General features: G+C 40.1%; 6 protein-coding genes. 2 read left to right on the top strand and 4 right to left on the bottom strand.

From position 1 onward, the window contains the following. Positions 1 to 181: 181 nt before the first annotated feature. Both ACSQ6I_RS23065 and ACSQ6I_RS23060 read right to left on the bottom strand, forming a co-directional pair. Positions 182 to 4,885: a P-loop NTPase fold protein gene (locus tag ACSQ6I_RS23065; protein WP_438892592.1), complete on the bottom strand. Its 4,704-nt coding sequence runs from the start codon at positions 4,883 to 4,885 to the stop codon at positions 182 to 184. Positions 4,886 to 5,167: 282 nt separating this feature from the next. Further along, positions 5,168 to 7,177: a DICT sensory domain-containing protein gene (locus ACSQ6I_RS23060; RefSeq protein ID WP_438892591.1), complete on the bottom strand. Its 2,010-nt coding sequence runs from the start codon at positions 7,175 to 7,177 to the stop codon at positions 5,168 to 5,170. Positions 7,178 to 7,854: 677 nt separating this feature from the next. Between ACSQ6I_RS23060 and ACSQ6I_RS23055 the strand changes: the two genes are divergently transcribed. After that, entirely contained in the window at positions 7,855 to 10,134 is a 2,280-nt protein-coding gene (locus ACSQ6I_RS23055; RefSeq protein ID WP_438892590.1) for an amylo-alpha-1,6-glucosidase, read from the top strand. Positions 10,135 to 10,483: 349 nt separating this feature from the next. Here ACSQ6I_RS23055 and ACSQ6I_RS23050 read toward each other — a convergent pair whose 3' ends face one another. Both ACSQ6I_RS23050 and ACSQ6I_RS23045 read right to left on the bottom strand, forming a co-directional pair. Further along, positions 10,484 to 10,813, bottom strand: a complete 330-nt coding sequence (locus tag ACSQ6I_RS23050) for a DUF2973 domain-containing protein (protein ID WP_438892589.1) — start codon at positions 10,811 to 10,813, stop codon at positions 10,484 to 10,486. Positions 10,814 to 11,045: 232 nt separating this feature from the next. Beyond that, positions 11,046 to 11,363 (bottom strand): DUF2605 domain-containing protein, encoded by a 318-nt coding sequence (locus ACSQ6I_RS23045; RefSeq protein ID WP_438892588.1) that lies wholly within the window; start codon positions 11,361 to 11,363, stop codon positions 11,046 to 11,048. Between the two features lie 392 nt (positions 11,364 to 11,755). Here ACSQ6I_RS23045 and thrS point away from each other — a divergent pair, with 392 nt between their 5' ends. After that, positions 11,756 to 13,585: a threonine--tRNA ligase gene (gene thrS / locus ACSQ6I_RS23040; RefSeq protein ID WP_438892587.1), complete on the top strand. Its 1,830-nt coding sequence runs from the start codon at positions 11,756 to 11,758 to the stop codon at positions 13,583 to 13,585. Positions 13,586 to 13,596 lie beyond the last annotated feature (11 nt).

Genomic DNA, 13,596 nt, shown 5'->3' with positions numbered 1-13,596 from the left:
AAGGAACAATAGAACAATTTTTGAGAATCAATGTACAATTAACATTAAATTACATAAATTTAAAATTCTTTACATAAGCTACATTTTGTTAAGTGCAAACCGCAAACTATAACCAACAAAAATCTAATAATAGTCATTCAATTTTGGATTATGGAATAATACTTATCGAATTGCGATAGAATTACAAATTTTCTCTATAAAAACCATCATCTTTATTATTATCTTCAAATCTATTCTCACGATTATAACTATCATCGGGGTCATAGCCTATATCACCGACAAAACAGAAAGAAATCGCTAAATTGAAAGTTCTAGTTTCAAAATAACAATTATCCTGGGGTGACATTTTTAGGAAGTCATTTTTAAACTTCTTCCACTCCCTTTTATTATAGCTATCCATATATCCATCTTGGTTTTGTAAGCGGTTCAGAAAATCATCTTTTTCAATTATTATCGTATCTTCATCTGTTTCTTCAAATTCTAAATAAATCTCTGCTATGATTTTTCTTATTTCTTTGGGATATCTACCAGCTAAAGCTAAAAATGCAATTAATGTTTGTTTGTATTCTGGTTTGGGTTCTTGTTTCCATGTTGTATCATGAGGTACTGGAGTCCAGATAATTTTAATAATTTTGCAAATATTAATTAGTCGTTTTGCGGTTCTCGGAGTTAAATCTACGTGCTGACAAGATTCTGATATCCATGCGAACTCTTCAGCAGTAAACCTTTCAAAACTAACTAATGGGTCAGTATTTGAAGAATATTGTATTTTTCTATTATTATCTTCTTTAATTATTGGTTCAGCAATACCTTTAACATCTAGATTTTTAGTAGCAGTAGATACTGATAAATTATAATTTTCCTCTGTTTGTTCTTCAGTATCAACAGGTATTTCCTCAATTTCATCTTGATATGATTTTTCTGGAAATTGTTTTAATTCTTGTAAAAAGCTACTTTCATCATTTACTTGTTGTAAAGGGATATTATCTTCTCCTGTTGTTTGTTGGAAAGTGCTACTTTCATCAGTTAGTTGTTGTAAGTAAATAATATCTTTCCCTGTAGTTTGTTGCAAAAAGCTACTTTGATTGGTTACTTGTTGTAAAATTGTGGAATTTTCTCGACAGTCTTTTTTAAACTCTTCTTCAATATCTACCAAAGATTTTAAATAACTAACTGTTACATTCTTACTAATAGGTCGCATTCGGTAGGGAATTTGAATAATTTTCTCTAAATAGTCAACACCGGAAGGAGTACCACCACGTTTTAAAACTCCTCTGTAAATTTGTTCTAAAGCCCGACCAATATAACGATCATCTATTGCTAAAACAATGACAAATATTTCCGTATTTAACAATAATTGCACAGCTTCCAAAACTTGGACAACTTTATCAGGAGGACAACGATCTAAATCATCTATATATAAAACTATTCTTGCTGGTCCCCTGGGGAAATGTTTTTTAAGAACTTCGAGTTTTTCAGGATTTGTATTTCCTGATTTATAGGTTAAATGGTCGGATAAATCTGCTAAATCATCTTGAATTTGGTGCATTAAACCTAAAAGTTTTTGATAAGAATTATCCTCTAAACGGTTGTTGACAAAATCCAATAATGATTTATATTGAGCAGTTAAACCAATACGCTGCTTTTGTCGTTCGATTTGTGCTTGGAGGTTTTCGATTTTCTGCTGGTTTTCAGAATTCTTATTTTTAATTTCATCCTGAATTTTCTTTTCCTTCTCAACAGCAAGTTTCTGTTTTTCCTGTTCTACGCTTTCTTTCGCTACCTTGAATAATCTGCTAGTTTTAGCTTGAAAAATCCTTAACTTCTTTAATATTTTAATTCCCATACCTGTAGCAGGAAGTGTAGAAATTGTAATTAACCACAATTTTAAAACTGAAGTTATTCGTGCTATTGCTGGTAAAAGATTAGGTAAAATATAAACAATGACAAAATAAGATATAAATGGTAAAGACGTTAAAATTATAAAAATGATTAATATTTTTTTATCTTTCTTAATAAATTCTATTAACCCAACTATTCTACTAGGTTGTTCTTCTACAAAATTCTTAATTTTCTCTGACTTTTTAATAATATTATCTATTCTGCTATCTCTAGTTTTAATCAAATCTTCAACTTTTTCAATTAAATGAGATTCCTCTAATTTATCCAAATTCTTAAAAATCGGAAATTGAGTTTCTAAATCATTTTTATCTTTGAAATCGTAGGTATTAAGAAAATCTTTGAGAATAGATTTACCAAATTTGTCTTTACTTAGTTCTTTGAGTTGAGTTAAAAAGACAATGATTCTTGATTTATTTTCAAATTCTTGATTTACTTCTTTTGCTATTTTCTCATTTTCTTTTCGCACTTCTGTTTCTAAGCTTTGTAATTCCTGTTCCGTTTGTTCTAACTTTTTCTGTTCTTCCTCTCTAACTTCACTGAGAATATCCCAAAGCGCATTACCATCTTCCAATTTAGCAAATACGTCTTTACCTAATTCTGATTCTAATATTGCCTTTCTATCACCATCATTCATCTGATTGACAACACGCCAAATATCACCTCCAGCCAGCAAATTAGAAACTTTTTCTAGCTGCTTTTCTAAAGTTAATTGGCGGTCAAGTTGATCAAAAATAGTCTGCATTAAACTTGCCCACAGATCAGATTTAGCATAACTCCAGGCATTAAATTTGATTTGGTAAACATGACCAACATAAGGAGAAAGATTTGGTTCATCTCCCTTTTGTCCCCATGTCTGTTTTGCAGTTATTTGTTGACAGCGAATTTTGGTAATTTGTTTTTCAATGAGGTGCATTCCAAAAGATTTTCCGCTACCCCAACTGCCTAAAATCGCCACTGCTAAAGGAGGTTGAAGACTCCGCAACATTAATACATCAGCTAGAGATTGCAGTTCCTTAGCCACATCTAGAGAGTCTTCACCGCTGGGTTGGTCATTGCGGAAAGCCTGGGGAACACGACGAATATTAAATCTTTGCCAACGCCAAACTTTGATACCATCTTCACCAGCACTGATAATGTAGTCTCCCAGTGGGTCAAAAGCAACGGAATAAACCTTTTCTTGTTTTCCTATTTCTATTTGGCGCTTGCGCTGGGGGTCGGAAATATCCCACAACCGTACTGTCTTGTCATAACTGCCACTGACAACCGTACTACCATCGGGACTAAAGGCTACTGACCTGACAGAACTGGTATGACCTGAAAATGGTTGACCTATGGCTTGTCCTGTACTGACATTCCACAACCGTACTGTCTTGTCCCAACTGCTGCTGACAACTATACTCTTGTCAGGACTAAAGGCTACTGAGTTGACATAACTTGTATGACCTGAAAATGGTTGACCTATGGCTTGTCCGGTGTTAACATCCCACAACCGGACTGTGTTGTCGCAACTACCACTGACAACCATACTCACGTCGGGACTAAAGATTACTGACCTGACAGAACTGGTATGACCTGAAAATGGTTGACCTATGGCTTGTCCGGTGTTAACATCCCACAACCGGACTGTGTTGTCGCAACTGCCACTGACAACCATACTCCCGTCGGGACTAAAGGCTACTGACCTGACAGGTTCTGTATGACCTGAAAATGTTTGACCTATGGCTTGTCCGGTATTGACATCCCACAACCGGACTGTATGGTCTTCACTACCACTGACAACCGTACTGCCGTCGGGACTAAAGGCTACTGACATGACATAACTTGTATGACCTGAGAATGGTTGACCTATAGCTTCTCCTGTCTGGACATCCCACAACCGGACTGTGTTATCCCAACTGCCACTAACCACCGTATTGCCGTCGGGACTAAAGGCTACTGACCTAACAGGTTCTGTATGACCTGAGAATGGTTGACCTATAGCTTCTCCTGTATTGACATTCCATAACCGCACTGTTTGGTCATGACTGCCACTGGCAACCATACTCCCGTCGGGACTAAAGGCTACTGACCTGACAGGTTCTGTATGACCTGAGAATGGTTGACCTATAGCTTCTCCTGTCTGGACATCCCACAACCGGACTGTGTTATCCCAACTGCCACTAACCACCGTATTGCCGTCGGGACTAAAGGCTACTGACCTAACAGGTTCTGTATGACCTGAGAATGGTTGACCTATAGCTTCTCCTGTATTGACATTCCATAACCGCACTGTGTGGTCTTCACTACCACTGACAACCGTACTCCCGTCGGGACTAAAGGCTACTGACCTGACAGGTTCTGTATGACCTGAGAATGGTTGACCTATAGCTTCTCCTGTCTGGACATCCCACAACCGTACTGTGTTGTCTCTACTGCCACTGACAACCATACTCCCGTCGGGACTAAAGGCTACTGAATTAACAGAATATGTGTGACCTGAGAATGGTTGACCTATGGCTTCTCCTGTATGGACATCCCACAACCGTACTGTGTTATCCCAACTGCCACTGACAACCGTACTGCCATCGGGACTAAAGGCTACTGAGTTAACATAACTTGTATGACCTGAGAATGTTTGACCTATGGCTTCTCCTGTATGGACATCCCACAACCGCACTGTTTGGTCATGACTGCCACTGGCAACCATACTCCCGTCGGGACTAAAGGCTACTGACCTGACAGGTTCTGTATGACCTTTGCAGCTTAACCACTTTTGTCCAGTTAGCACATCCCAAATTTCTATGGTGCCATCTTCTAAACCCATAACAATGCGTCTTCGTCCCTGGGGTGATATAGCTACTGCCCGTACTGCACTCTGGAACTCGGCAAAGGGTTTTTTAGGTTCTGGGGTTGTTGCTTCTTGGTCTGCTTCTATGCCAATTTCGATTTCTGGGATTATTAATTGTTGGTTGCTGATTTCTTGTTGACCTTGGGGTGCTTCCATGCCAGTGGTGTCACCAGTTTAGTTGTGTGTGGGTGTTACTGGTTTTACTATGCCGCTGTTTGGTTGTAAATACTTTTATACGTTTGTTTACAGTAATTATCAGCAAATTTGTCTGAATCAGGATTTACAGGATTTTAGGATTTACACGATGTTTGTTGGTATCGTGATTTTTATTGTCTGAATAATGAAAGTAGCGGTAATACCCTTGGGGAAGCGAGCTACATGAATTACCGCTACTCAAGAATCAGGCTTCCGGTAACATCGTCGTGCGTAAGTCCTGACCTATTTGCTTTTAACAAACGACTGCTTTTCCTCTGCACTACCCTGAACGATGGGAATGGTAAAATGAAACTTACTGCCTTGGTCTTTACCTGTGGACTCTGCCCAAATTTTCCCGCCCCAACCAGTTACAATTTGTCGGGAAATTGCTAGACCCAGACCTGTACCACCGGCAGTCCGTCGTAATGCTCCCTCTTCTTGATAAAAGCGGTCAAAGACGATTTCTAGGCGGTTGGGTTCTATACCTCGTCCAGTGTCTGCTACTGTTACCTCAACCATTTGAGTGCGGTTGCGAGTAGTTGCCTTAATGTTAATCTCTCCTTCTGCTGGTGTAAATTTACAGGCATTGTCTATCAGCTTTGCTATTACCTCCACTAGCCAATCACCATCAGCCCTAATCAAAGGTAAATTTTTCGGAATTTGCGTTTTAATTTGGGGGATCTTTTCTGTTGATGATCGTGTACGCAAGCGGCTGAGAGCTAAATCTATACATTCTTGTAGACTTAGGGTTTCTGGATGCCATTGGACTCGACCACTTTCTAAGTTAGAAAGTGTGAGGAAATCTTGTACCAGTTTCCGCATTCGTTCGGAGTCGGAAAGAGCTGTACTGAGCATCACCTGCTGCAACTCTAAAGGCATATCCGGCTCACTAGCGAGGCTTTCGAGGCAAACTTGAATGGTAGATAGGGGGGTACGGAGTTCATGCCCAGTGATGGCTATTAAGTTACTGCGGGTACGATCTAGGGCTTCTAGCTGCTTGTTCAGTTCTTCTAAATTAGCGAAAGCTTCAGCTTGAATCAGGGCTGCACCGACTTGAGTAGCGATCGCTTTCACCAAATCCAACTCTCCTGGTTGCCACTCTGGGATAGGTAAATCACAATAATGTAACTCGACAATCCCCAATAGCCTTCCCTGAGAAAACACTGGTTCCATCAACCAAGAACGAATGGCGAACTTTTTGACAATCAAAGAAAGTGGAGTTGAACTGGTGACACGATAGTCAGTTAAAGTATCTGAAATACAGATTCCTTCACCTAGTTGGGTGATTTCCTGAAACAGAGGATTTTGTTCTAATTCCCAAGTTTGTCCCCGTACAGACACCACACCAGGACTCAAAAATTCGTGTTCAATCACAGCTTGGTCATCAGTAGCTTGAGCGCGATAAATTAAGCAGCGTCCTGCTTCTAGATGTTGACCCAATTCTTGAGCAGCTACTTGGAGAACTGATTGCGGATCAAGCGATCGCCTAATAGCTGTTCCAATCGAGTTAACCAGGCGTTCTTTGCGGGCTTGGAGAGCGATCGAACGGTAGGCTTTATGCAATTTATACTGACTAGCTTGCAGGTAAGTTACCAAGCGCTGTACAAACGGGTCAGTATCAATATCACAAGCATATTCGTTTTGGACTGTTCCCAGTTCTCTTCTTGACTTACCAAGTCCAAACCTCTGACGTGCCTGACCAATTTTGTCCGCTAAATCCGGTCTATAAACCTCAATCCTGCTTAATATCAACTCTGCCGCTTTGAGACTGACTCCTCTCTCCGAAGTCCAAATTCCCTCAAATCTTCGCGCTGTGTCCATATCTAGCCCAGGACTAACCTCTGGTAACTGCTGATTTTTGGCAATAGAGCCAAGGCTTTCCCGGCACACCAAGCAGGTAGCATAATTATCGGCAACAACAACCAAATGCCACTCTTGACTTAAAGCATCATTTGGTTCAAAAGCTACCTTTTCATAGTATTCCGAGCTATTAGCAAACTCTGTTTCTGGCGCGGACAATACGTATATTTGATTACTTCGTAGTGAAAGCCGTTGATAGCGATGAGCTTCTTGGCGGTAGAATCGCTCTCTTTGAAAACTAGCAATAATCAGGGGCTGATCCAAGGTGGCCGCCAAAACCTGATCTTCCATTGCATGGGAGAGCGCCGTTAGTGAAGCCTTGAAATATAACTGGGGACGCAGGTAGGGTAGTGACTGTAGCAAATCACTCAGCACGGAAGTCGAAATGCTCATGAATATCGTTAAACGCCCAATCTAGACAAGATCCACTTCACAAATGAATTGTACAAATTAAAACTGGTTATTGGTCATTGGTCATTGGTCATTGGTAAAACTTTTAACCATCACCCATCACCCATTACCAGTCCCTTTAAATTAATCAAAGTTCCTATGGCCAATATACATTCTTGGTTAGCTTTTCCATCATCTAGCCTAGCCAAGATAACTTGTAGCTTTTTCAGCAAATACAGCAAAAATACCACAGTATGGGATACTGCTGAAAGCTAAGTTGCTAAAGCTTTACTAATTTTTGAGCGCGATAGGGTTCGCGTAGCGTCTCGTAGAGAAGCGCGACCTAGGAATCGCCGAAAAAACCAAAAAACGGCTTGGTTATTTTGTATACTTAGTAGGCTTAGTAAAACTCAAAAAATTTTTAAGTGAACACGAGGATAAGCATTTTCTACGTATACCATCTCTTAATGCTCATCAACGAATAAACCAGGTAAAAATCCCCAATTTCCAGCCTTGACTTCAAAGAGAGAACAGATAAATTGATAAGGATTTGGTGATTGGAGGCAGGAGTCAGAAGTCAGAAGTCAGGAGAAAGATAAATATTCTTCCCATCTCCCGCATCCTCCCCAATCCCAAGCCCCAGTCCTGCAAATCTAGACCTGTATAGGGAATTTTAGCTCATGACACCGGATACATTAATGACCCCGGAAAAAATCTTATTGGATGGAAAGACTTTTATTCCCGCAGAACAGATACCTATTCCAGAATGGCCTTGTGTGGTTATTGAAAGACCACAGCCAACTTTGACAGTTAAAGATGATGATTTATTTTTGGTGACAGATACCATAGGAAACATTTCTGGTTGTTCCTTGAATGACGGGAATCCTAGCATGGGGCTGTTTTGCTGTGATACACGGTTTTTGAGTCGTCTAGAATTGCAGATTGATGGGCGATCGCCTGTTTTACTGAGTAGCACCGCTGATAAGGGCTTTGCTCTCTCGGTTTTGTGTACTAATCCCAGAATTGAGAATCACCTAAATGCTGATACCATTGGCATTCGTCGGGAAATAGTACTTAATGGCGCACTTTTTGAAGAAATAGAAGTAGCTAACTACAGCACCACTAGCATCAGTTTTGAACTCAGTCTCAGCTTTGATGCGGATTTTGTTGACTTATTTGAAGTCCGTGGTCATAACCGCGAAAAACGGGGTAGATTGTTGCGGTTAGCAGAGCCAACACATTTAGAAGAAATAGCTGATGGTGTTGCAGCACCTTTAGCAAATCCATCACACCGAGAAGAATCTCTGACACTGGCTTATCAAGGTTTGGATGGTGCAATCATGGAATCCCGTATCCAATTCCAGCACCGACAACCAGATTATTTCAAAGGTTACACAGCGGTTTGGCGGCTAGATTTAGCTTCTCACGAAACCCAAAAGCTAGGTTATCGGCTGAATATGCTCACCAATAACCAGACTAGTTCCACCGTGAATGCAGCTATTACTCTGGTACAAGCAAAAGCTTCTGAATTGATGGAGGAGCAAATTTGGGTACAACAAATTACTCGCATTAGTTCTGATAAAAGTCTTTTCAATCGAGTGATTGAAAGGGCTGAACAAGATTTGTATTTGTTGCGTCAGTCTTTTGGAAAGTATAAAACTGTTTCGGCTGGTGTACCTTGGTTTTCAACTTTGTTTGGTAGGGATTCTATTATTACCGCTTCCCAAACTCTGATGTTAAATCCCCAAATTGCCAAAGAAACTTTGATGCTGTTAGCAACATATCAAGGTAAAAAAGAAGATGAATGGCGGGAAGAAGAACCAGGTAAGATTTTACACGAGTTACGAATGGGAGAATTGGCACGTTGTCAAGAAATTCCCCATACACCTTACTATGGGACAGTTGATGCGACTCCTTTGTGGTTGATGTTGTATGCTGATTACTACGCTTGGACTCATGATCAAGACACCCTAGAGCAACTTTGGCGAAATGCTTTAGCAGGAATGGATTGGATTGATCGGAATCTCAAACAAACTGGCTATCTCAGCTATCACCGGAAATCAAAACGCGGTTTGACTAACCAAGGTTGGAAAGATTCTGGTGATTGTATTGTCAACAGAAAAGGGGAATTAGCTCATGGTTCAATTTCTCTTTGTGAAGTGCAAGCTTATGTCTATGCTGCCAAAATTAAATTAGCAGAAATTGCTAAGATGAAAAAGCGTCTAGATTTGGCAGATCGTTGGCAAGAAGAAGCTCAAAATCTCAAAGTTAGATTTAACAAAGATTTTTGGATTGAAGACCAAGATTTCTGCGCTTTAGCTTTAGATGGGGAAGGAAATCAAGTAGATAGTATTAGCTCTAATCCGGGTCATTGTCTGCAATTGGGGATTTTTACACCAGAAAAAGCCTACAGTGTGGCAGAAAGGTTGCGAGCGCCTGATATGTTTAATGGTTGGGGGATTAGAACTTTAAGTAGTTTGTCTCCTGCATATAATCCTATGGGTTATCATACTGGTTCTGTTTGGCCTCATGATAATTCTCTGATTGGGATGGGATTGCGATCGCTCGGTTTAATAGATCAAGCTTTGGAATTATTTCAAGGTTTGTTCGACATGACTAACCATCAGTCTTATCAACGTCCACCAGAACTGTTTTGCGGTTACGAACTTAACGGTGATAATGCTCCCGTACAGTATCCCGTTGCTTGTAGTCCCCAAGCTTGGGCTACAGGTAGCATTTTTCAATTGTTGCAAATGATGGTGAATTTAGTTCCAGACGCGCAAAATAATTGTTTGCGAATCATTGACCCTGCTTTGCCAGATTCAATCAATCGTTTATCTTTACATAATTTGCGTGTTGGTGGCACTATTCTCGATTTGGAATTTGAGCGAGTTGGTAGCACTACCGCTTGTCGGGTGGCGAAAAAACGCGGTAATCTGCGGGTGGTAATTGAAGCGTAAATAGAACATAGTCAATGATTGTAGGGGTTTAGCAATGCTAAACCCTTATTTTTCGATTACATATTGATGATTTTCAGAAAATCTCGATGTCATTGATTCCTGATTGTATAATTGCACTAGATTCTAATTTCCAAATTTTTAACTTAAGGTAATTCTATGAACAGGACAATTAATTTTCAAACTATATGATTTATTTGCTATGCCAATGCAATTTGTAAACAAGCAGATTTATTACCCAATTTTTAAGTTTTACTATAGGTATTACCAGTCTGTTGGGAATGAAGCAGAAAAAAATAGGGGTTTAGCAATGCTAAACCCCTACTGAATACCGAATTATAATAATTACAAATTAGGCTTCTTCTGAACGCTCAATTTTTTGACCAGGAGAAGATTCATAAAGAGCATCTAACTGTTCGCGTGCATCTTCCACATTGATTGAACGCATGACCAACAGTGGTTCTTTAATTAAATTACCTGCATTATCTAATAGTTCTGGATGGGGTACAAATTGCTGTTTAGCTCCATAATAGCCATACCTGCCTTGATTACCCATTGAGGAGGAATTTGCTGGATAAGGACGCTCCCTATCAAAACTGAACATGACCAGATTGCGAATTAAATTACCCACAGCAATAAATGCAAGGACTGTGAAAGCTAAAATGTAGAGTAGGTGTAGCATCGAATTATCCTCCAGGGCAACAGGTTTTAAAACTTTATATCGTTAAGTGATTGACATTTGCTAACCCGTGATTTACGTGCTGGCAAATGTTACATTATCTATTTGTGATTTGATATTTTGTAATCCTATATCAGATTACGGTAACATGGGATACATTATTTTTTTATGAAAATAATGTTAAGTTTTCTTTTCTATGTTTGCGACTTATATACAGTTTTGTCACACAGTGAAGTCATTCTTGTTTTGACTGACGGTAGCGCATTCCCACATTTCCACATTCGGTTACCAATTGATGCCAAGGCATTAATGTCGCCATATCAATCCCGACTTGTCTATCAGTGGCAGCAAATAACATCTTGGCTGTGCTAAGTTCTGCCTGCGCTTCCTTGACGCGTTGTAATAGGTCAAGTTGCTCTTCTTCAGTCATAAATTGGATTTTCTCATTTTCCAGCAGTTGACGCGATCGCTCCAACCAATATTGAAAATCCTCTAACAACGGTTCCAAGACTGTTTTGAGCAATTCAGTACTTGGTGAATTTGAGTCTCCCATATATGAGAAGCATATTTCCTAATTTCTTTTTAATATTAGCGTTATTTACGATTCTTAACAATTTTCTTATATCTCTCATCAGGTTATGTGAAATGAAGAATTTGTAACTTGCTATACAACACACAATTGTATGCTTTTGGCAAGAGGTTTGTACAGTTCCCTGGGGATCAGTCTTTATCTATCTAAAGGAGGAAACAGAAATTCAAAATATCCTACCAAAAGTCGCTAAGGAGCAAAATTGGTATTATTACCAAGTTCTGCTGCGCTTCAGTTGGGGTGATAAATTAGGAGAGTCCACAGGTAATGGCGGCAGCGTCATCAACCAGTGGACTATGATTTTGAAAAGATATTTTTCAGAACTCTATTTGTAATCACTTCGCCTTCAACAGCCGATGTCGCCTAATCAAGAACCCCAAAACCTAGAACAACCAGAAAAAATTTATTTACCGCGTACCAGCGAATCTGAGACATTAAAAAAGATTCGCCATACTGCTTCTCATGTGATGGCCATGGCCGTACAAAAGCTGTTTCCCAAGGCGCAAGTTACAATTGGCCCCTGGATTGAAAATGGGTTTTACTACGACTTTGATAGTCCAGAACCCTTCAGCGATAAGGATTTGAAAGCCATCCAAAAAGAGATGGTGAAGATTATTAATCGCAAATTGCCGGTAGTTAGAGAAGAAGTCAGCCGGGAAGAAGCACAACGCCGGATTGAGGAAATTAAGGAACCTTACAAACTAGAAATCCTGGGAGATATTAAACAAGAACCCATCACCATTTACCATTTAGGTGATGAATGGTGGGATTTGTGTGCCGGTCCTCATTTAGAAAACACCAAGGAAATTAACGCCAAAGCCATAGAACTAGAAAGCGTTGCTGGTGCTTATTGGCGTGGAGATGAAAACAAAGCACAGTTACAGCGCATTTATGCCACAGCTTGGGAAACCCCAGAACAACTGGCTGAATACAAACGCCGCAAACAAGAAGCATTACGGCGCGACCATCGTAAACTAGGTAAGGAACTAGGTTTATTTATCTTTTCCGATTTAGTCGGTCCTGGTTTACCCTTGTGGACTCCTAAAGGTACTTTGTTGAGGACTACTTTAGAAGACTTCCTCAAAAAGGAACAATTAAAACGGGGTTATTTGCCTGTTGTCACTCCCCATATTGCCAGAGTTGATTTATTTAAAACATCGGGACACTGGCAAAAATACAAGGAAGATATGTTTCCTTTAATGACTGAAGATGAGGAAGCAGCTAAATTAGAACAGGGTTTTGTCCTCAAACCAATGAATTGCCCTTTCCATATCCAAATATACAAGAGTGAGTTGCGCTCTTATCGGGAATTACCGATGCGTTTGGCGGAATTTGGCACTGTTTACCGTTATGAACAATCTGGGGAACTCGGTGGTTTAACAAGAGTGCGCGGTTTTACCGTTGATGATTCTCATTTGTTTGTCACTCCCGAACAGCTAGACAGCGAATTTCTGAATGTTGTAGATTTGATTTTGTCGGTGTTTGGAAGTCTGCAACTAAAGAATTTTAAAGCTAGACTCAGTTTCCGTGATCCAACCAGTGATAAGTATATTGGTTCTGATGAAGCTTGGGATAAAGCTGAAGGTGCGATTCGTCGCGCTGTGGAACAATTGGGAATGGATTATTTTGAAGGTATTGGGGAAGCTGCGTTTTATGGACCCAAATTGGATTTTATCTTCAGTGATGCGCTAGAACGGGAATGGCAATTAGGAACTGTGCAGGTAGATTATAATTTACCTGAGCGGTTTGATTTGGAATACGTGGCTGAAGATGGTTCCCGCAAACGTCCTGTGATGATTCACCGCGCACCGTTTGGTTCTTTGGAACGGTTGATTGGGATTTTGATTGAAGAGTATGCGGGTGATTTTCCATTATGGTTAGCACCTGTGCAAATTAGGCTTTTACCTGTGGGTGAACTCCAGTTAGATTTTACCAAAGAGGTTGTAGCCAAGATGGTTGCGTTGGGTATTCGTGCGGAAGTGGATACGAGTGGCGATCGCTTGGGTAAGTTGATTCGCAACGCCGAAAAGGATAAAATCCCAGTTATGGCGGTGGTTGGTGCTAAGGAAGTGGAAACCAACAGCTTGAGTATTCGTACCCGTGCATCTGGGGAATTGGGTGCGATCACTGTAGATGAGGTGGTTGAGAAGATTACAGGAGCGATCGCTAACTTTAGTAACTTCTAAGTAAACAATAG

The organism is Anabaena sp. WFMT, from assembly GCF_051781005.1.
Lineage (GTDB): Bacteria > Cyanobacteriota > Cyanobacteriia > Cyanobacteriales > Nostocaceae > Anabaena.
This window is presented reverse-complemented; position numbering and strand designations above follow the sequence as displayed.